This is a genomic window from Levilactobacillus brevis (genome assembly GCA_021383565.1).
Taxonomy (GTDB): domain Bacteria; phylum Bacillota; class Bacilli; order Lactobacillales; family Lactobacillaceae; genus Levilactobacillus; species Levilactobacillus brevis_B.
Genome location: CP079699.1, coordinates 2230135 through 2250020, shown reverse-complemented (window position 1 = coordinate 2250020; position 19886 = coordinate 2230135). Strand labels below are relative to the sequence as shown.

Annotated in this window: 20 protein-coding genes; 6 read left to right on the top strand and 14 right to left on the bottom strand. The window is 52.5% G+C overall.

Annotated elements, in window-relative coordinates; all coding sequences use genetic code 11:
* Positions 1-31: 31 nt before the first annotated feature.
* The 5 genes from KB236_10450 to KB236_10430 form a co-directional block, all read right to left on the bottom strand.
* On the bottom strand, positions 32-943 hold the full coding sequence (locus KB236_10450; GenBank protein ID UIF28934.1) for an ROK family protein: 912 nt from the start codon (positions 941-943) through the stop codon (positions 32-34).
* 359 nt (positions 944-1302) lie between these two features.
* Positions 1303-1695: a VOC family protein gene (locus KB236_10445; protein UIF28933.1), complete on the bottom strand. Its 393-nt coding sequence runs from the start codon at positions 1693-1695 to the stop codon at positions 1303-1305.
* Between the two features lie 28 nt (positions 1696-1723).
* Positions 1724-2494, bottom strand: a complete 771-nt coding sequence (locus KB236_10440) for a fructose permease (protein UIF28932.1) — start codon at positions 2492-2494, stop codon at positions 1724-1726.
* 19 nt (positions 2495-2513) lie between these two features.
* Positions 2514-3515, bottom strand: a complete 1002-nt coding sequence (locus tag KB236_10435) for a zinc-dependent alcohol dehydrogenase family protein (GenBank protein UIF28931.1) — start codon at positions 3513-3515, stop codon at positions 2514-2516.
* A 20-nt stretch (positions 3516-3535) separates the two neighbouring features.
* Complete coding sequence (locus tag KB236_10430) at positions 3536-4411, bottom strand: ROK family protein (GenBank protein UIF28930.1); 876 nt, start codon at positions 4409-4411, stop codon at positions 3536-3538.
* A 480-nt stretch (positions 4412-4891) separates the two neighbouring features.
* Here KB236_10430 and KB236_10425 point away from each other — a divergent pair, with 480 nt between their 5' ends.
* Positions 4892-5218 (top strand): QacE family quaternary ammonium compound efflux SMR transporter, encoded by a 327-nt coding sequence (locus KB236_10425; protein UIF30351.1) that lies wholly within the window; start codon positions 4892-4894, stop codon positions 5216-5218.
* A 1-nt stretch (position 5219) separates the two neighbouring features.
* Positions 5220-5534 carry a multidrug efflux SMR transporter gene (locus tag KB236_10420; GenBank protein ID UIF28929.1) on the top strand — a complete coding sequence of 105 codons (315 nt, stop codon included), beginning with the start codon at positions 5220-5222 and terminating at the stop codon, positions 5532-5534.
* Here KB236_10420 and KB236_10415 read toward each other — a convergent pair.
* The 6 genes from KB236_10415 to KB236_10390 form a co-directional block, all read right to left on the bottom strand.
* Complete coding sequence (locus tag KB236_10415) at positions 5517-6017, bottom strand: GNAT family N-acetyltransferase (GenBank protein ID UIF28928.1); 501 nt, start codon at positions 6015-6017, stop codon at positions 5517-5519. The genes KB236_10420 and KB236_10415 overlap by 18 nt on opposite strands.
* A 150-nt stretch (positions 6018-6167) precedes the next feature.
* Positions 6168-8372, bottom strand: coding sequence for a glycoside hydrolase family 65 protein (locus KB236_10410; protein UIF28927.1), 2205 nt, complete (start codon positions 8370-8372; stop codon positions 6168-6170).
* Positions 8373-8401: 29 nt separating this feature from the next.
* Positions 8402-9454, bottom strand: coding sequence for an alpha/beta hydrolase (locus tag KB236_10405; protein ID UIF28926.1), 1053 nt, complete (start codon positions 9452-9454; stop codon positions 8402-8404).
* Between the two features lie 24 nt (positions 9455-9478).
* Positions 9479-10333: an alpha/beta hydrolase gene (locus tag KB236_10400; protein ID UIF28925.1), complete on the bottom strand. Its 855-nt coding sequence runs from the start codon at positions 10331-10333 to the stop codon at positions 9479-9481.
* On the bottom strand, positions 10320-11696 hold the full coding sequence (locus KB236_10395) for an MFS transporter (GenBank protein ID UIF28924.1): 1377 nt from the start codon (positions 11694-11696) through the stop codon (positions 10320-10322). The genes KB236_10400 and KB236_10395 overlap by 14 nt, the downstream gene beginning before the upstream one ends.
* An 858-nt stretch (positions 11697-12554) precedes the next feature.
* Positions 12555-13550, bottom strand: coding sequence for a LacI family transcriptional regulator (locus tag KB236_10390; protein UIF28923.1), 996 nt, complete (start codon positions 13548-13550; stop codon positions 12555-12557).
* A 232-nt stretch (positions 13551-13782) separates the two neighbouring features.
* Between KB236_10390 and KB236_10385 the strand changes: the two genes are divergently transcribed.
* Positions 13783-15456, top strand: coding sequence for an alpha-glucosidase (locus KB236_10385; protein ID UIF28922.1), 1674 nt, complete (start codon positions 13783-13785; stop codon positions 15454-15456).
* A 298-nt stretch (positions 15457-15754) separates the two neighbouring features.
* Here the strand turns inward: KB236_10385 and KB236_10380 are convergent, their stop codons facing one another.
* Together KB236_10380 and KB236_10375 are read right to left on the bottom strand one after the other, a co-directional pair.
* Positions 15755-16216 carry an NUDIX hydrolase gene (locus KB236_10380; GenBank protein UIF28921.1) on the bottom strand — a complete coding sequence of 154 codons (462 nt, stop codon included), beginning with the start codon at positions 16214-16216 and terminating at the stop codon, positions 15755-15757.
* 275 nt (positions 16217-16491) lie between these two features.
* The gene (locus KB236_10375) at positions 16492-17028 is read right to left on the bottom strand and encodes a phenolic acid decarboxylase (protein UIF28920.1); all 537 of its coding nucleotides are present in this window, start codon (positions 17026-17028) and stop codon (positions 16492-16494) included.
* 172 nt (positions 17029-17200) lie between these two features.
* Here KB236_10375 and KB236_10370 point away from each other — a divergent pair, with 172 nt between their 5' ends.
* Entirely contained in the window at positions 17201-17737 is a 537-nt protein-coding gene (locus KB236_10370) for a PadR family transcriptional regulator (GenBank protein UIF30350.1), read from the top strand.
* Positions 17738-17799: 62 nt separating this feature from the next.
* Here the strand turns inward: KB236_10370 and KB236_10365 are convergent, their stop codons facing one another.
* Positions 17800-17973 (bottom strand): hypothetical protein, encoded by a 174-nt coding sequence (locus tag KB236_10365; protein UIF28919.1) that lies wholly within the window; start codon positions 17971-17973, stop codon positions 17800-17802.
* A 391-nt stretch (positions 17974-18364) separates the two neighbouring features.
* Between KB236_10365 and KB236_10360 the strand changes: the two genes are divergently transcribed.
* Both KB236_10360 and KB236_10355 read left to right on the top strand, forming a co-directional pair.
* Entirely contained in the window at positions 18365-19426 is a 1062-nt protein-coding gene (locus KB236_10360; protein ID UIF28918.1) for a zinc ribbon domain-containing protein, read from the top strand.
* Positions 19427-19448: 22 nt separating this feature from the next.
* A complete protein-coding gene (locus tag KB236_10355; protein ID UIF28917.1) occupies positions 19449-19880 on the top strand; it encodes a zinc ribbon domain-containing protein in 432 nt (143 codons plus the stop codon).
* Positions 19881-19886: the final 6 nt, after the last annotated feature.

The window sequence follows — 19886 nt, the reverse complement described above, 5'->3', positions numbered from 1 at the left end:
TCAAGAACATGCATCCGGTTATGCTTACGCCTTACTGTCCTGTGTTGCACTTGATTTGACAATTGGGGTATTTTTTGTATTCGTTTAAGGCGAGGGCAAAGTCCCCCAGCGTGGCCGAACCGTTATTCTTCACGGCCGGCATCACGATATAATCCGTGAGCTTTCCAACGTCAACGTAGTGATTGAGCAGCTTCGCAAACTCGGCTCGGACTTTCACCAGGAAGCCTTCGCTGACCACGCCGCCACCGAAGACAATCTTGTCCGGACGGAGCATCAACGTTTCCTGGAGAGCAGCCTGCGCAACGTAGTAAGCCATGATATCCCAGACGTGATCCGTTAGCGGCACGTCTTTGCCGGGCTTGCCGACACGCGCCTCGAACGTCGGGCCACTGACCAGCCCTTCCAGGCAATCCCCGTGAAACGGGCAGATTCCCGGAAAGTCCAGATCATCGGGATGGCGCTTTAATCGGACGTGGCCCATCTCGGGATGGCCCAGGCTACCGAGAAAGTCGCCATTGATGATGGCCCCAGCCCCGACGCCGGTCCCAATGGTAAAGTAGACCAGCGAATTGATCTTTTCGTTGAACAGTGTCGACATCACGTATTCGCCGTACGCCGAGCCATTCACGTCGGTGGTCCAAAACATCGGCACGTCCAAATCTTGTTTGAGCCGACCCACGAAGTCCGTGTTGGCCCATCCTTTCTTAGGCGTATCCGTGATGTACCCGTACTTGGGTGAATTGTGCCGCAATTCAATCGGGCCAAACGACGAAATCGCGATGGCTTTCACGTCTGGAAATTTCTTGAAATAAGCGATGGTTTTACTTAACGTTTCTTCCGGGGTCGTGGTTGGAATCCGCACCTCGTCTTGGACTCGGTAATCTTCATTACCGATCGCGCATACGAATTTTGTTCCCCCAGCTTCGATACTACCGAGTTGCATGTTAACTGCCTCCCAATACCGTTGAGTGCTAACCCACGGCTTATAATTTCTGTGAATGACTAGCCGGTTCACCTTTAAAGCGCTTTCAGTATAACATCAGAATCCGCCCCCTTAGACCCTCCTCCGGCGGCAAAACTTTTCAGAAAACTGTAACCAGCCGCGTGACAGTCAAAATGTAATCGATTGTATTTTTCGCTCTCAGCGGGCCAATTTCTTTCAATCACCATCGCTCGCGAAAAAATCAGGTTAGTTTCCAGAAGGCACGACCGTCTATGTAAGCGCTTACCCATTTATGAATACAAAAAACGCCGCGTCATCACTAACGCGGCGTTCTACGCCCTCAAGTTACGGGCTTTAGCCTATGCCAGAATTTGGCAAAATTCGATTGTTTCGTGGTTAGGTCCTAAAATGTTGAAGAACCGAATACCTTTGGCCCAGAACGTGGGAATGGATTGAATCTCGTCGTTGACCAGGTTCAATCCCTGTTGCTTAGCCGCAGCGAAGGCTTGATCAATATCCGTAGTGTTCAATGAAATATGATTGATGGCCCCGGCTTCTGGATTGGTTGGGTCGCCTTCCCAGGTCTCAATCGTTAGATTGCCTAACCGCATGAAGGCACACCGATTGTCGCCGTTGGGAAAGAGTCCCGCCTGTTCAAACCCAATTGATTTGTAAAACGCAATGGTCTTATCCAAGTCACTGGATGGAATACCAACGTGTTGGATACCCGTAATAAAATCTTGAACTGCCATAAATTATTTCGCTCCTTTGCTGGTCGGCTTATTTACCGACATCGACTGCTTGGTGCTTTAATTTTGGAAAAATCGTCTTATCCGCAATCCCGGTGATACCCCCTTGGGCCAGGAAGGCAAAAATCGTGCCCAAACCAAAGTTAACAAATGACCGGGTAATCACAATGGCGATAACAGCCATAATGGTCGGCGGAATGTAGGATGCCCACATGGCCTTAGCGGCGTTCCCCTTAAAGTAGCGGAACCGCAGAATCTGCATCAAATCATCGGCCGGATGTAAGACCAAATTGACCCGTTGATAAATGGAGATGGCGGTGGCAATAAAGGCAACACCTAGGAAGTTCAGCGCCACGTAGAGGATGACCATCCCCGTACTGCGGGCCTCCGGTAATCCGGCAAACAGGGCCGGATATTTCCCATCAAAGAAGTCTTCAAAGACCTGAATCAACGCGGAGAACGGCACCATGAAGACCATGTTCCCGGCGATCCGCTTCCAGTCCCAATGATGAATCAAGATGGCGTTTAAGACCGCCGTCAAGAAACCCATGATCAGGAATGCCCAGAAGAGGTTCCAGTGAAATGCGGTCCCCAGATTGGCTTCGGCCGCTGACCAATAGGCCGCCCCGAGAAAGGACGGGTGAATCTTCGCACTGGTAACCAGCGTCAGCACGTTCCCCGCCGAGTTAATCACCAATGATAAGGCGAAGTAGGCAATCGATTTAGACATCGAGATTGTCCGACCACTTTCAAGTTCCACGGACTCAGCCCCTTCGTTAACAGTTGCTGCTTCTACTTTCACAATAATCCCTTACCTTTACTTAGTCACTGACTTTAACGACAGCCTTGCTGACACCTGCGACCTTACCGTTCAAGACATCTTCCACTTGTTCTAAGCTGACTTCATGGCTGATGAGTGATTCAACATCCAATTGGCCGCTAGCTAACAAGGCGATCGCGTCTTCGAAGGCGTATGGGTTGATGAAGGCTCCTTGAATCTTCAATTGCTTTTGGTAGACTTCGTACGTGTTCATGGAGAACGTCTGATCTGGCTTCCCAACCCCAAACATCAGGACTTGGGCGCCCTTCTTCGTGGCCTCAACGGCTTGTTCTTGAGTTTGTGGTAACCCAACGGCTTCGATGACCACATCGTAGTCGGCGGGAATGCTTTCACGCTTGGTGTTGAAGGTGTTCGTCACGCCAAATTTTTCCTTGTTGAAGGCTAACTTCTTATCGTTTAAGCCGGCAAAATCAACTTGGTGGACACCGTAAGCTTGCAATAATTGTACGAAGAGTTGTCCCATGAAGCCGTCACCGATGACCAAAGCTTTTTGGTAAGGCGTTAAGTCCAATAATTTCACCCCGTGGACCGCGCAAGAGATTGGTTCAGTCGTCGCAGCGGCCTTCAAGGAAACGCTATCGGGCAATGGGTAAACGACTGAGGCTGGGGCAGTGAAGGCGTGTTCCAAGCCACCATCACGGGTAACTCCAACGGCAGACAGGTTGTCACAGAGCTCTGGACGGTCGGTCCGGCAGTATTCGCATTCGCCACAGTAGATGTTGGGGTCAACCGTCACGCGGTCGCCCACCTTCACGTTGGTCACGTCACTGCCGATAGCGGCAACGATTCCGGAGTTTTCGTGCCCTAAGACGATTGGGGGCACAGCATCGGCAGAACCAGGGAGGCCGGCGTAAAGCGCCCGGTCAGTCCCACAAATACCGGCGTAGGCCGTATTCACTAACACTTCGTTAGGCTTAACCTCCGGCGTTGGTAAATCTTGAATCTCCATCTTCTTGGTTCCAGTTAGGACTAAGGCTTTCATAAGTTAAATTTCTCCCTCTCTTATTTGTTGTATTCTTTCAGTGCTAAGGCAAAGTCACCCAGCGTGGCTGATCCATTCTCTTTGACGGATGGCATGACGATATAATCTTTCACGTCACCCACGTCCACGTAACCATTTAATAATTTGGTAAATTCGGCACGTACCTTCACTAGGAAGGCTTCGCTGACCACACCGCCACCAAAGACAATCTTGTCGGGCCGCAGCATCAACGTTTCTTGCAGGGCCGCTTGCGCCACGTAATAGGCCATAATATCCCAAACGTGATCGGTCATCGGTACTTCATGACCGTGCTTGCCGAGCCGTGCTTCAAACGTTGGCCCACTGACCAAACCTTCCAGGCAGTCGCCATGGAAGGGGCAGATGCCCTTGAAGTCCAAGTCATCGGGGTGGCGTTTCAACCGCACGTGGCCCATTTCGGGATGACCCATCGTGCCGACGAACTTTCCGTTGACGATGGCGCCTGCACCCACACCAGTTCCAATCGTAAAGTAGACTAGTGAGTCAATCTTTTCGTTGAACAGTGTGGACACCACGTATTCACCGTAAGCTGATCCGTTCACATCCGTGGTCCAGGCCATGGGAACATCCAGGTCTTGCTTTAAGCGGCCCAGAAAATCCGTGTTGGACCAATGGGGCTTCGGAGTATCCGTGACGTACCCGTACTTGGGTGCATTGCGCCGGAGTTCGATTGGCCCAAAGGATGAAATCCCGATGGCCTTTAAATCTGGATACTGTTTAAAGTAAGCAATACATTGACTTAACGTTTCTTCCGGGGTGGTCGTCGGGATGATGACCCGATTGTCCGTACGATAATCTTCGTTACCGATTGCACAAACAAACTTTGTGCCGCCCGCTTCAATACTTCCGAGTTGCATAGTCGCTACCTCCATAGCTAGTCGCGGGGCCGTGACCCGCGACACTTAATTGCTGAGCGATGAATGACTAGTCCAGTCATTTTTAAATCGGTTTCAGTATAGCATCGCAGTCGCTGAATTTAAGGCTCTTTTTGCGCTGGAAATTTTCAGAAAAGGCGGCGAAATCACGATATATCTGAAATGCAATCGATTCCGATTTTTAGTGAAAAAGGTCACTTATGGGGTCAAAATCCCCCTTACGTGAAACCTTTTACCTACCGTTTTCACACTTGCCGGTTGCCACTTTGACCAATCCGTGCTAAGCTAACGCTACCGAATCAATCGCATATTCTGTTCTCTAGGGTTCCGCCGTTCACACGGGTCTGGTCCGAGAGGGAACCTACGGGAGGACCCGTAGACACGGAAGGGAAAAAGCCTGGGAGATGTTGTCATGCCGACAACATTTCTCAGGCTTTTTTCGAGACTATAGGAGGAAATATGATGTTAAAACATTGGTTACGCGTGGTGTATGGTGCCTTCTTTGAAGTGGGCTGGGTCGTCGGGTTTAAGCACGCCACGACCATTTTGGAATGGGGATTGACCGCCCTTGCCGTCTATCTGAGCTTTTACTTTCTGATTAAGGCAGGCGAAGTGCTCCCTGCCGGCACGGCCTACGCCGTCTTCGTGGGATTGGGCACGCTGGGGACCACCGTCATCGGCATCCTCGCGTTTGGCGAACCCGTCAGCCTCGCCAAGGTAGCGCTGATTGCCCTGCTACTCATCGGCATCGGCGGGTTACAGACCGTCACGACCAAGGAGGCGCACTGATATGGCTTGGATCTTTCTGATTATCGCCGGACTCTGCGAAATGCTCGGCGTCACCTTCATGAACTGGGCCATTCACCGCCGCACCTGGCCACTGTGGGCCGCCATGGTCATCGGCTACGCCCTAAGCTTTGGGTTCCTCGATCTCGCCTTGCAAACTCTTCCCATGGGTACAGCCTACGCCGTCTGGACCGGGATTGGTGCCGCAGGGGGCGTCCTCACTGGGATGCTCTTCTTCGGCGAATCCAAGAACTGGCGCAAGCTCCTCTGGGTGAGCGTGATTCTTATCGCCGTCATCGGCCTAAAGTTCATCAGTTAGCGGCAAGACCAGATTGTACCAGGTCTCCCCGGCATGTGCCGAGGCCGAGACCCCTTCGTTGACGTACCCATTACGTTCATAGAACGGCACGAGACGTTTGAGGCAGGTTAACGTGATGGCCTGACGGTGTTGACCGCGGGCCACTTGCGCCAAGGCCGTCAGCAACTGACTGGCAATGCCTGCGCCTTGATGCTGCGGGCTAACGGCCAGACTGAGTACCGTCTGGTAAGCATCCCCGGTGGCATTCGGGGTGGATTGGGCAAACAAGTCATCGGTCAAATAGCGGTGAGCGAAGGCTGGTCCTACCACATAGCCCAGGATGGTTGCGCCCTGTCGCGCTACCAGAAAAGTATCGGCAATCAGCCGAATGCGTTCGGCCATGCTGGCCTCGGTTGCGGCTTCCGCTGGCGAGAACCCGGCATTTTCGATGGCCATAATTTGATCGAGGTCTTGCGGTCTTGCGGGCGTAATGGTGAGCGACAAATTTAAGACTTCCTTTCGTGATTTGGTCTGGGATTTAGTATAGACCATTTCTGGCAAACAAGCACGACTGAACCGCGGATCAAAAGCACACGTCACAACCATTATCGATTGCGACGTGTGCTTTTGATTTACAGCTAGCTCCAACACGCGCTAGCTAACCTTCACTAAAGAAATCAGTTCACCGTTTACGCTAACGCCGTACGTTGGAATCGGTCCACTAATGACCGTCACGTCCAGGTTATCCGCCGTTAGGTCAATCTCCAGGACACTTTCGGCAATCTTCATGCGGTAGGTCAGACGGGTCAATTCTGCCGGCAGGTGATTGGCAAAATGAACGACCTCATCCTGCACGTAGAAGCCAGAGAACCCGGCTACTAGCGCTAACCAGCTACCACCCAAATTGGCTAAATGCAGTCCATCCGCCGTGTTCTTTTGCAGGTTGACTAAGTCCATCCGCGCCGTGTCCATGAAGTAGCGGTAGGCCTTCTCCGGATCGTTCATCCGGGCCGCCAGGATACTGAAGATCGACCGCGACAACGAGGAATCATGAGTCGTCACGCCTTCATAGTAGTTGTACTCCCGCTTCAATTGATCCAGCGGCATATCCTCTGGGAACAGGTAGTCCGCCAACAACGTATCCGCCTGCTTGGCCACCTGATACCGATAAATCGTTAAGGGGTGGTAGTGCAACAGTAATGGGAAGTTTTCCGGCGTTGACTTTTCCGCCGGCCAGCGCGGCTTGTCCAGAAAGCTATCGTCCTGCTCGTTGATCCGCAGATCCTGACTGTATGGCAGGTAAACGTGGTCGGCCAGATTCTGGTAAACATCGAGATCCGTCTCACTCAGGCCAAACTTAGCCAACAACTGCGGCGAGCGTTTCATCATCTGATGGGCCAACTCAACCACTAATTCAAAGTTGTGTTTGGCTAATCGATTGGTGTAGTAATTATTGTTGACCAGCGCCGTGTACTCATCGGGCCCCGTTACCGTGTGGAACTCGAAGCGACAGTCGTTGTCCACCTGCCGCCAAGACCCGAAGTTTTCCCAGAAGCGTGCCGTTTCCAAGACCATTTCGAAGCCACACTGGATGATGAAGTCGAGGTCCCGCGTGATTTCAAAATACTTGCCCACCGCGTAGGCGATGTCGGCGTCAATGTGATATTGCGCCGTGCCTGCGGGGTAGTAGGCCGAGGCCTCTTCGCCATTGATCGTCCGCCAAGCGAACAGCGCCCCCTGATCGACGCCCAAGGCCCGTGCCCGTTCCCTAGCTTGTGGCAAGATCTGATAGCGATACAGCAAGAGTTGCCGGGCCATCTGCTGATTCGTGTACGTGAAGTAGGGCAGCATATACATCTCGGTATCCCAGAAGTAGTGACCCTCGTAGCCCGAACCACTGAGTCCCTTCGCTGCGATGTTGGTGCGCCCGTCTCGGCCGGCCGCCTGGTTCAGCTGGAAAATATTGTAGTGAATGGCCAAATCCAAGTCGTCATTACCACCCACGCTCACTTCACTGCGGTCCCAGACGCCCTGCCAGAATTCGTTGCTATCCACCGTCAAGGCTGACAGCGAGCTGGCCATAAACATCGCCGCTGGATCGATGGTGTTGTGTTGACCCACCGCACCCACATAGGCTTCGTATTCCAGCGTGTGCGGTTGCTGGTCGCCCAGATCCACTGGCTGTTGTAGCAGTTGGCCGTGCGTCTCAAGAATACCCAGATACATGGTCACCGCCTGCTTAGTTATTCGCGTCTTCACATGATACCGCTGGAGGTCTTGCGTCACAAAGGCCGTCTCACAAATTGGTAGCCCGGCCATCCGCGTCTTCCGCGGGTCAGCAGAAAGAATTGCCTCGGCCTCGGCCGGCACCGCGATTGACTTGCTGACCAAGATGCCCTCAGTATAGTTACCCGCTGTAAACGTATAGCCAATCGCCCACAGGGTTGTCTGTTTCTGACCCATCACGGACTTCACGTCCATCGTGATGGTCTCGCCCTGGTCCGTATTGAGCAGGTAGCGTTCGGTCAACTCGCCGGTTCCCAGATTCAAGTCGGCCGCTGTTCGCTTGCTATGCGTAAATTGGTGCCCACTACTGGTCGACACGTGGATGTGCCGCAAATCCGGTAAGTTTAAAATTGTTTGGTGTTTCTGAGCGTAACCAACGCCGGCCTCGCCATACGTAATGGGGGCGGTTTCATAAAACCCGTTAATCAAGGTTCCCGTAATCGGATTACCACTGATGGGGTCATTGGCCCGGACGCCGAAGTGCCCATTGCCCAGTGAAAAGACCGTTTCCAAATATTCTGGTTGTTGGTCCGAAACATCGTCTAAAGTCAAATGATACTCGCGTAAAGTCACAATAATCTCCCCCAATTGAAGTGTTAACCTCAGATTAATTTTGCCGCCGCACGTAAGGCATCCTGAACGGCCGGAACATTCCCCGTAAAGTTCAGAAAGGCGTGGCTGATCCCACCGTAGCGGATGTAGTTGGCATCCCCGTTGGCCCGGCCAGCCTGGTCGATAAACGCCTCGCCCTGAAGCCGGAATGGATCGTATTCACCTACCAGTAGCGTGGTCTTCTTAAACGTCTGCGGGTCGGCCAGTAATGGTGACAGGAGTGGCGCCGTCAAGTCCACCCGCTGATCGGCCACATAGTACCCGCTCATGATCTCATCGAGTTGTTCAAACAGCTGATAGCTTCTGTGTAAAGCATCGCGCTGTTCGGGGACAATGTCAATGCGATTATCGTCCCATAATTGGCCGCCCAAATCCGAGCCCTGAATCACGGTCGGATAGAACAGCAGGTGCGAGTCAATCGTACAAATCCCCATCGCCTGACAGAGTTGGCTGACGCCTAAGGCAATCGAGCCACCGGCGGAATCGCCGCCCACCGAAATGTGGTGGTAATCCTTAGTCATGGCGGCCACCACGGCTAACCCGTCTAAGATACCGGCCGGATAGGGCTGTTCGGGGGCCAAGGCGTAGTCCACGTTATAGACCACGCAATTGGCCTGTTCCGCCACGTACTTCAAGGCCAGTAAGACGTCCTCAGGGGTCCCGCCGTAATATGCGCCACCGTGGAAATAAATCAGTGCCTTATCGGCGGTCAAATGGTCCATCCGGGCGATCCGAATGACTCGTACCCGGCGATTCATGGCCACAATCTGCTGCATTTCAATCTTCATGTCCACGGTAGTTAAGTCCTTTTGTCCCGAGGTCTCGGTCCCTTGTCGGAGACTGAAAAGGTCGGTCGGCAGTTGGGGATCTTCTTCAATCTCCGCCACGGTCTCCCAGACTAACGGCTCGTAGGTGTGGGCGGGGTCCCGTTCCTTAATCCATTTGGTCACCCCGTCAACAGTCTCCGTTGACGTCATCTTTGCCAATCGTTTTAGCTCGTCCGCATACCCCAAGGACTGCTTCGTTGTCGTATCATTCAACATGTCAATTACCCCTCTCGTGGAAAATCATTGTTGCCGCCAAAAACGCTTCAAGTCCCATAAATCATCGAGCCAGCGCATCTGACGGTCGAACCACCCCGCCACATCCGGTCGGATAAACCGCTCCCCAAAAGCCGGATCTGTCGGTTCAAAACTCACTGGAAACGCCGTGACGGCCCGGGCTAGACTCAGCCCATGCGGACCGTGCGGGTAAATCACAACTTCAGTCGAAATTCGTTGTCGCTGCAAGGCCTGCGCATAGCGGCGCGTGTTCTCTGCCGCAATCAGTTCATCGTCCGCCGTGGTCCACAGAAAAGTCGGTGGGTTCTGCGGCGTCACGAGGCGATCGGCCTCATGTTCCCGCCAGTCCCCGGTGATCGCCTGCCGGTCCGCCGCAGTTCGGGGCCAGCCCAGCCGTAACCCGATGACCGGATACCCCAACGTCACCGCGCTAACGGCCAGACACATTGCTGGCACCTTTAACGTATGTGCCAAACACGGCCAGAGGTCGGCGTATAGGGCGGCCACGTGTCCGCCGGCGGAGAACCCCACCAGCAGGATGTGGGCTGGACTGATCCGGTAGCGGAGCGCGTGCTGGTGAAATTCTTGGACCACCCCGGCTAACTGATACAACGCCGTGGGCAATACCGGCGGGTGATCGCGCAGCTGGTAGGCGACTATGGCGACCGCAAACCCCTGTGCCAAATACTGTAGCGCCATGATTTCGCCTTCGCGATCCGAATAGAACTCATACCCACCGCCCGGCAAGAGAATCACCAAGGGCCGCCGCTGTGACGGGAAGTCAGCAATGGCGGCCGGTTGGTAGAAAGTCACGGTCACCGGATAATCTGGTAGCCCGCAGGTAAACTTAGATACCTTCATCGTCTAATTTATCGGTAGCTTCTTTAGCTACCTTGGCTGACGTAATCTCATCTTCATCCAGCTGGTAGAAGACGTAGAGAATGCCGACAATCAACAACGCCAAGATAATTGGTAACCAAACGAAACTGGTGCTAATCGCCGTAACAGCCTTGGCGCCCTGAATCTTTGCCGTGGCTTGGAAACCACCCCAGGAGAGTAACCAACCAGAGACCAGGCCACCGAAGCCCATCCCTAACTTAGCACCCACCATCGGCACTGAGGAAAGAATCCCGGGTTCGTCGATGTGTAGCTCGGACCGTGAGTATTCCACGGTATCGGCAATCATAACGAAGGAGATTGAGAAGGCGGCCCCCATGGCAATCAAGGCGACCACGTTTCCGATGAAGAGCATTGGCACGTTCTTCACGGCCATGATGACTTCACCAATCCCAAACGTTGCCAGCGAAAGAATCATGACGTTCCGGTGCTTCATGAATTTACTCAAGAATGGCACGGAAAGATTCCCAATGACGGCGACAATGACTAACCCGTTAAACGCGCCAACCAGGTCTGCGCGCCGGAAGACGTAAGTCAGGTAGTAAACCGCCGTTTGCATCCGAATAACCCAGAACGTTTGCAACAGGATAAAACTGATACTCAAAGCCACCCATGGCTTGTTCTTAGCGGCACCCTTCAAGGATTCTTTCACAGACAGATGACCCTTGATTTCTGGCGCATCTTCGTCATCAACGATGTCATCTTTTTCACGCAGATTAGCGAAAGAACTCAGGAACAACGCGATAATGGCTAACCCGATGAAGAAGCCCCAAATCATCCAACCTTTTTCGGCGTTCTTACCACCTAACTTCGCAACCATTGGCAGTGAAACCGCCCCGATAACCGCCGTCCCGATATTGGTCATCACCATCCGGGCACTGGCTAAGTTCGTCCGTTCGTCCGGGTCCTTGGTCAAGCTTGGCAGAATGGCCGTGATTGGCGTGTTAGCTCCGGAATAAACTAAACTGAATAACGTGTAAACAATTGAAATCCAAGCGAGTTGAAAGACTTTGTTGCCCCCAAAGGATGGATTGAAGAACAGTAACATGGTCAGAATCCCCAGTGGAATCCCAAACCATAGGAAGTATGGCCGCGCCTTCCCGTATTTAGAATGCGTATGGTCGATCAAGAAACCGTAGACCACACCATCAAAAGCATCAATAATCCGAACAACAAAGAACAACGTCCCCACAAACGCTGGCGAGATTCCCACAACCGTGGTGTAGTAGAACAGCAGGTAGAGCCCGACGATTTGCCAAATCAGGTTACCAGCCATATCAGTGGCACCATAGAAGAATCGCTGTTTCCATAATTGCATTTTACTCATGATGAACCCTCCCCCATATCATTTAAACGCCTTGCTCTGTAACCGCTTACATACATAGCATACTTGACTCCTGGTCCCCCGTTAATCCCCCTTTTTGCCTTCCCACTTACCTTTTCTAACGACCTTGTCCACAAATCCAAATTTGTTGGATAAAACTGACAAACCAACTGGATAACTGCCCCAATCATAACCGATAATGATGGGATACAGTTATTAGGGGACTTCATTAGTTTTCCATGCTAACTCACTGACCTTACACCAATTAAAAACGCGCGACCTGAGTAGGGTTAGTTCCCCTTCCAGTCGCGCGTTAGTTCTCATTGTTAAAGGTTAAAAATTCGCAAATACGCCCAAGTCTCCAGCTGGCAAGGCTTATTGTCCCACCTGCGGCAGCCAGAGATTCCGGCGGGGGACCGCCTGCGGCCTGAGAAACGGTCCTCCGGCTCGGTTTGAAGCCTGGCAAAGTTCACCAGTCTCCAAACACGCCCCGCGCTGTAAGCTGATGCTCAGCTAACACTGCTGTCACGGCTACCTCCATCTCTAACTGCCTCCGGTTACGATGGCTGAAAACCACTGGATGCGCGGCGACATCGCTGGCGTGGCAACGTTCGGCCAGTTTAGTTGGGCATTCTTCAGGTAGCCGTGAGTGAGTCAAATTTGGCCTCAGCCGTGGGATTTTCCAAGGGTTCTGCTTGGAAAATGGCGGCTTTGAGACGTTATTTTTCAGCTCAAAGCGAGGAACAAGAACGCCCTTTGGCTTGGCCCGTCCTGCCCACCGCGATCCAGACCAAACTTGGCGAACGGTAAGGCAGACGAAAAACGGGCTATATTCAGCCGATAAACCGTGTCTTAAAGCCGTTACGCCCGTAAATGGCGGACGCTGGCCCGCTCCACAATCGTAATTGGCGTGATTTTCTGCGGCATGGCCGTCGGGGCGCTGAGCTGTTGAACACCCGCAACCCCCATTTCATAGAAATTCTGCGACACACTCGACAACGCCGGTTGCACCAGCTCACAGATGTCCGTGCCGTCAATCGCCAGGAGTGAAAGGTCATTCGGCACCCGCAGACCCAGACTCCGCGCCTGATTGAGCACGCCCACGGTTGCCATGTCGCTGCCCCCGATGATTGCCGTCAACGGCGTCTGCGCACCGTACGTTCGCATGGCTGCTTGACCCGCGGCGTAGCTGTAATCTCCTAATTGAACCCAATCAGGATCGGGAGAAATCCCGGCCTCCTGTAATGCCCGCTGATACCCAGCGACGCGTTGCCGACCGGTGTGAAAATCACTGTCGACGCCGGCCAGTCCGATTCGCCGATGGCCGGCCGCCAGCAAGGTTTTTGCCGCCTGATACCCCACTTGCCAATCGTCCGAGGTAATGTAGGGCACCTGAACATCATCGAAGGAAATCGACAGAAAGCAAAACGGGATCTGCGAATTCTGCAGCAATGGTAAGTTCTCCGGCGCCAAGTCCACCGACAGCAAGAGAATTGACCGCACCGGCCGTTCAATTACCGTGGCCAACGCCCGCCGTTGCTGCTCGGGATCACCATCCCCGGCATACAAAATAATCACGTTTAGGTCCCGGCGATGGGCTTCCGCCTGAATGCCCTCGATAATTGGGCTGGCGAAGTTGGTCTTCGTCGAATTGACAATCGCCGCAATCACGTTGCTTTGATGGGTGACCAACTCGGCCGCTGCCGTATTCTTCTGGTAGCCCAATTTAACCGCGGCCGCTTGAACCTTCTCACCGGTCTGCTTACTAAAAAAGCCCGTCTTATTAGCCAATACCCGCGAAACCGTTCCGGGTGAAACGCCCGCTAACCTTGCAATGTCCTTAATGGTTGCCGCCATCTGGCTGACCTCACTTTCACCGCTTAATTCCTTACGTTCATTCTACCGTTAACGGTTTAAAATAACAAAGTCAATTCTTGGGGTAATTGGTCGCTTTTACACAAACGTTTGTCTTTTTGCTATCAAAGCATTGCGAACGTTTGTGGGAAGTGTTAACATTTATTTTGAAAGCGGTTACTTTAATTGCTAATACGCCACACTTACTTAGGCCAACTCACAGGAGGTTATCTTTATGTCAACACAATGGTGGAAAAATGCCGTCGTTTATCAAGTCTATCCCCGTAGTTTTCAGGATAGTAATCATGATGGGGTCGGTGACTTACCGGGCTTAACCCAACGACTCCCCTACATTAAGAAACTGGGGGCCGACGTCATCTGGCTCAACCCCATCTACAAGTCACCCGACAAGGATAACGGCTACGATATCAGTGATTACCGCAATATCCAATCGGTCTATGGAACCATGGCCGAGTTCGATCACATGCTGGCAAGCGCCCACCAACAAGGCCTCAAACTCCTGATGGACTTAGTGGTAAACCACACGTCCGATCAACACGACTGGTTCCAACAGAGTCGGCAGTCACGGGACAATCCGTACGCCGACTACTACATCTGGCGTGATCCCGTCGACGGCCATGAGCCTAACAACTGGGGGTCCTACTTCAGCGGCTCGGCCTGGACCTTTGAGCCCAAGCGGCAACAATATTATCTGCACCTCTTTGCCCCCGGCCAACCCGATCTCAACTGGGAGAATCCAACCGTGCGGCAAGAAGTCTACAGCCTCATGAAGTTCTGGTTGGATAAGGGTGTCGACGGCTTCCGGATGGACGTGATCAACCTGATCTCCAAGCCAGCCGGATTGCCTGATGGTCCCAAAGCACCGGGTGCCCTCTACGGCAATGTCGAGGACTTAGTTGCCGACGGTCCCAAACTTAACGATTACCTAAAAGAAATGAATGAACAAGTGCTCTCCCACTATGACGTCATGACCGTGGGTGAAATGCCGAGTTCAATGCCCGAAGATGCCTTGAACTACACGGGCTTCGATGCCCACGAGCTCAATATGGTCTTCCAGTTCCAGCACGTGTCTCTGACGCCGAACCCCGATGCGCGGTTGGGTAAATGGAACGATGTGCCGGTTAAACTCACGGATCTCAAGGTCTCCCTATCGCAGTGGCAAACTGCCCTAGATGGCCGCGGTTGGAATAGTCTCTACTGGAACAACCACGACCAGCCCCGAGTGGTTTCTCGCTTCGGTAACGATTCGCCAGAATACCGTGAACGCTCCGCTAAGATGCTGGCCACAACCCTCCACATGATGCAGGGAACACCGTACGTATACGAAGGTGAGGAACTGGGTGAAACCAACGTCCACTACACCAGCCTGGATCAATACGAGGACTTAGAAAGTATCAACGCCTACCACCAACTCGTGGAACAGGAAAAGATCGTCTCCGGTCCTACCATGCTGAAGTACCTGTCCCACATTTCCAGAGACAACGCCCGGACACCAATGCAATGGGACAATACGACCAATGCCGGCTTCTCGCAGGCTAAACCGTGGTTCGCATTGAACCCGAACTACACCACGATTAACGCGGCGGCCGAAATTGGCCAACCGGACTCCGTCTTCAGCTATTACCAACGCCTGATTGCCCTGCGGCACAACAGCGACCTCATCGTTCACGGGTCTTACGAGGAACTCGATCCTGACGACGATCAGGTCTTCGCCTACCGTCGCCATTACCAAGGACAGACGTTGCTGGTCATCAGTAACTTCACCGACCAGACCGTCACTCGTGACTACCAGCAAGCCACGGCAACCGAAAAGCTCATCGGTAACTATGCCGACGATCAAGGCACCACGCTGCGGCCTTACGAAACGAAGGTTTACCGTTTTGCCTAGTTACAAGTTACCGTAATCTTATCATCTCTACTTAGTGATCAAAATCCCCGTCACACGCGAAAGCTGTCGCATCGTGACGGGGATTTTTAGCTGAATTAACTGAAAGTTGAAGGTTTGCGAATACGCTTCAATCCCCAGTTGACAGGGATTATCGCCATTAAAAGAGTCATCAACCCCACCTGCGGCTCAAAGCGAGAGAAAAGACCGCCCTTCGGCTTTTCCCGTCCTCCCCACCGTGTTAATTTGGCGAACGGTAAGACGGCCAGTGTAACCACCAAATCGACAATTTTTCAGCCAGTTAATGTTGCTGTGCAAAGTAAGCCTGGCCCGCCGCCAACATGTCCGCCGTCTGCTGATTCAACAGGGGTGGCAACTGATCAAACGGGAAGTATTGCAGGTCTAACGTTTCATCGGTAGCGTCTTCAAGCGTGTGACCACCGACCGGCTTAACCAGGTAGAGCCGTGAGATCACCTGAGTCTTATCGCCATTCGGATAAGTGGTGAAGCCCTGATCGAAGATCCCCAGCGGTCGAACGATTTCAACGTCCAACCCGGCGTCCTCCTTGTATTCTCGGACACAGGCCTGATCGAAGGTTTCGCCGTATTCGAGATAGCCTCCGGGTAAGCTCCAGTTGTGGGTATCCGTCCGTAGGTTGAGCAGAACTTCCTGTTGGTCGTTGACCAGAATGGCCCCCGCCGCGTTGAGAATAATTGGCCGGTGACCCACTAAGCGCCGAATCTCTTGAATGTAATTTGCCATTGCACATGACCTACTTTCTGCTAGATTACGTTCTAGTATGCCACAAAACGTGACCTCATGGGACTGACTTTCTCACAACTAGCTCTTAAAAATCGACGTCTCCTCTGCTTCGTTAGCAGGCGGGAGACGTCGATTTTTAGTTGAAAGCTCGCGAATATGTTCCAGTCCCCAGCGATCCAGACCAAATTTGGCGAACGGTAAGGCGGTCAGTACGCGACTATCGCATTATCCTCGTCACATTACAGATCCTAGCTTTTAACCTTCAGTAGTGAATCTTATTTCTTCAGCCGTTGGTAGTTGGCATCGAAATACTTACCGGCACGGATGTCATCGGGTAAGCCAGCATAAGGAGCTTCGCTGATGACATCTTCGTTATTTTGACCGGCGTCACCCATGTAGGTAATCTTGGCGAATTCGGGCACAACAAGCTTCGGATAAGTGGCGTACTTTTCGCGGGCGGCTTCCATCACGTCGATGTGGTCGTTTTGATAAGTCACCGTGATTTCGGGATGGTCCTGCACCCACTTAGGGAAGAAAATAGTCCCGTTGAGCTTGCCTTCATTAGGGACAAAGTCGAGGGCGACATCGGTCCCCGTGGGTTCCGTCCAGGCTACCTTGTAGATTCCGGGAACCAGCATGACGATGTTGGCCTCTTGATCCGTGACCCACCGACCAGCGACCATGCCACCGTGGATTCGGTAGTCAACGGTGTGGTCATTCTTCGCGTACCACTCGTATTCCCACCCATTATCGTAAGTGTAAATAAAGTGGGTTCCTAAAAAGTCATCAAGCGTTTTAAATTCTTTCGTCATGGTCGTGCACTCCTTCTATTCTGCATTCAATAATGTAATTAATTACATGTTTTAATTTACTTGATTAGTGTAATCAGAACCCTCGGCTTTGTCAACAATTTTTCTTGAACTTTACAGGAGAAACTGGTTCAATGAAAGTAGTGAAACCATGAGACTAAAGGGGAAGATCACCATCGGACAGCGAAATCGACTGCAATATATTATTTTAGGTTTACTGAATCAACAGCCGCAGACCGGTTATGATTTAGCCAAAGCCTTTGAAAACGAGATTGGTGAATTCTGGCAAGCCCAACACAGCCAGATCTACCCCATGCTCAAGCGTCTCGAAGCGGCGGGTGAGATCACCCATGAGGATACCGTGACCGGCGAGAAACTAGCCAAGAAACGTTACACCTTGACTCCCACCGGCCGCGAAAAGCTCGTGGCTTGGGTGAGCCAGCCCTCGCCGGAGTTAACCCCGAATAAGGACGAATTTATTTTAAAACTGTACTTTATCAAATCGGTCAATGATCCGCGGATCCAGCCGATGCTCCGTGAACAGTACCAGCTTCACCAAACGCAGCTTCAGCATTTACAACAACGCCGTGCGACCGTCTTCACCGACCAGGCCACGATTGACCGCGCGTACGGCCACTACCTAATCTTGGACCACGCTATCGAACGCGAAACCCACTACGTCGAGTGGCTCACGCAGTACCTGAAACCCTAGACAAAAATAAAGGCAGGCTGTCGAGGACTTAAAAGTTCTCGGCAACCTGTCTTTTTCTCGGGTCATTTTGCATCCCATCCCAGACTCACCACCATCAGGAAGACCGCTGTTCCTAGCCCGATCGTCCGAAAGAGCGTGTTGTCCATTCGCCAGAGGCTTAGCTCCACCAAGCCACAGATCAGGCCCAAGCCAAACGACGGTGTCCGATAGAATTGGGGATTAAACTTAAAATGCACGGTCACCACCTCCCTCTCAGGGTGGCTATACGCTACCACATCTGTCCCGCCTTGACCGACAACATAGTTAGCTTCGTTCGGTCAGCGACACTATCGCATCAATCCCGCGGATAAGGTATTATTCATCGCGATAACCTTCTGCTAGTCTTGTCAATTAATCCGTTAAATTTTATTTCGGCGAACTTAATATTAGCGTATAATAAAAACATAACAAAAAATTAATATCAAGGTAGTGTGTATGGGCACAACTAACAACGCATCGTGACCACCAGCACATACATAGTTCACCCGAAATGCTTCGATCGACTTCAGCTCATTTGGGCCGCGCTGACCCGTGGTTGAAGTCTTTTAACGTGCGCATACAGACTACCCCGTGAGGAGTGAAAACGCCATGAAGACGTGTCCCAATTGTCACCAACCCGTCACGCCCGGAAGTACCTTTTGTGAAAATTGTGGCTTTGACCTGCGGCAGACGCCCGCCAAGCCCCACCGACGACATCGGGAAAGTCAATCTACTAAGCCCGCTAAGCATACGAAATGGCTGAGTCGCACGGTCTGGACGGTTCTAGCCGTGGCGGTCGTCGCCGTTGCGGCCCTAGGTTATTCCTTTTATAACAAGCAGGCCGGTAAGGAACAACAAGTGGCCAATATGGCCGACATGATTACGAACAATCAGAGCAACGACCTCGCCAAAGTGATGGTCAGCGATAATCCCAACCTCAAGATTACGGGAGATACCGTTCAACCGCTATTGACCTACGCCCGGCAACACAAGCGTTACGCCAAAGATTTCCAACAGGAACTGCTAAACAACGGGGAGACCCGCGACCAGACCTTCAAGTTGGAAACAGATGGCCACACCATGTTGATTTTCCCCATTTATAAATTACGCGTGCGGACCATGCATCCCGTGCTGAGCACCAACGTCGCCAACGCCACCTTAGAGGCCAACGGCTCACCGCTCGTGACGGCGAAAAATAACCATTTCACGTACACCGCTGGACCACTATTCCCCGGCCACTACACCTTCAAGCTCTCCGGTAGCCGGTCGAAGGCCACCTCGAGTGTCGACCTGATGAAGAACAATGACGTTCATAAGCAGGTCAGCCTCTTGACGACTGGGACGGCTACGGGGCATGACACCACAACCGATAACGACGATACCAGTAGCGATGAACAGCCCAATGCTAATGATGCTCCAGACCGCACGGGCAAGGATGCCAGCGACTTGTCGGATAGCGATCAGGAAGCCATCGACGCCGCCAGTGACACCTACAATTTCGATGTGGATGATAACACCTACACCGTCACCGTTCCCGCGGACGACATGCTCGAGATTAAAGCTTACGACAAGGCTTCCGGCCAACACGAGGGCACCTTCCGTTACGACCAGATCCATGACATCGTGAGTCAATACAACCCCGATACCGATAAATTCGAAACCGACGATTAACCGAAAGGACGGTCCTAATTCCATGAAACAAACTTACTATCGCATCTGTTCCAATTGCGGCAATCAAAATGCGGCGGACGCCAACTTTTGTCTAAAGTGCGGCACCACCCTTTCCGCCGCGGATGAGTACGCCTTGATTCCCCACGCCGCTGATCAATCATTTCCCCTGTTCGACCTGGAGTTGACCCCCGACGAGGTCGCCCAGACCAAGAACTTCATTATCACCGCGGCCACCGAATTACCGGCTGGCTACCGCAGTGCCGGGCTCATCTTCGCCGAGAGTGCCGTCGCCCCCCAAGCCGGCGCCAAGGCCGCTTGGGAGGATGTGATGAAGCACCTCTACGCCCTCCTACTGGCCAAGCATTACGCCGGAGCAGCCCGCATCACGATTCAACCCCAGCCAACGAATCCCAGTCAACTTTGCCTCTACGGTGAAGCCCTTATTCCAGCCTAAATAATC

Excerpts from the sequence above, each read along its gene's own strand:
- KB236_10395 (UIF28924.1), bottom strand. The coding sequence starts at position 11,696 with ATGAGTAAAATGCAATTATGGAAACAGCGATTCTTCTATGGTGCCACT.
- KB236_10450 (UIF28934.1), bottom strand. The coding sequence starts at position 943 with ATGCAACTCGGTAGTATCGAAGCTGGGGGAACAAAATTCGTATGCGCG.
- KB236_10445 (UIF28933.1), bottom strand. The coding sequence starts at position 1,695 with ATGGCAGTTCAAGATTTTATTACGGGTATCCAACACGTTGGTATTCCA.
- KB236_10400 (UIF28925.1), bottom strand. The coding sequence starts at position 10,333 with ATGAAGGTATCTAAGTTTACCTGCGGGCTACCAGATTATCCGGTGACC.
- KB236_10375 (UIF28920.1), bottom strand. The coding sequence starts at position 17,028 with ATGACGAAAGAATTTAAAACGCTTGATGACTTTTTAGGAACCCACTTT.
- KB236_10385 (UIF28922.1), top strand. The coding sequence starts at position 13,783 with ATGTCAACACAATGGTGGAAAAATGCCGTCGTTTATCAAGTCTATCCC.
- KB236_10405 (UIF28926.1), bottom strand. The coding sequence starts at position 9,454 with ATGTTGAATGATACGACAACGAAGCAGTCCTTGGGGTATGCGGACGAG.
- KB236_10380 (UIF28921.1), bottom strand. The coding sequence starts at position 16,216 with ATGGCAAATTACATTCAAGAGATTCGGCGCTTAGTGGGTCACCGGCCA.
- KB236_10360 (UIF28918.1), top strand. The coding sequence starts at position 18,365 with ATGAAGACGTGTCCCAATTGTCACCAACCCGTCACGCCCGGAAGTACC.
- KB236_10425 (UIF30351.1), top strand. The coding sequence starts at position 4,892 with ATGTTAAAACATTGGTTACGCGTGGTGTATGGTGCCTTCTTTGAAGTG.
- KB236_10420 (UIF28929.1), top strand. The coding sequence starts at position 5,220 with ATGGCTTGGATCTTTCTGATTATCGCCGGACTCTGCGAAATGCTCGGC.
- KB236_10430 (UIF28930.1), bottom strand. The coding sequence starts at position 4,411 with ATGCAACTCGGAAGTATTGAAGCGGGCGGCACAAAGTTTGTTTGTGCA.
- KB236_10390 (UIF28923.1), bottom strand. The coding sequence starts at position 13,550 with ATGGCGGCAACCATTAAGGACATTGCAAGGTTAGCGGGCGTTTCACCC.
- KB236_10355 (UIF28917.1), top strand. The coding sequence starts at position 19,449 with ATGAAACAAACTTACTATCGCATCTGTTCCAATTGCGGCAATCAAAAT.
- KB236_10435 (UIF28931.1), bottom strand. The coding sequence starts at position 3,515 with ATGAAAGCCTTAGTCCTAACTGGAACCAAGAAGATGGAGATTCAAGAT.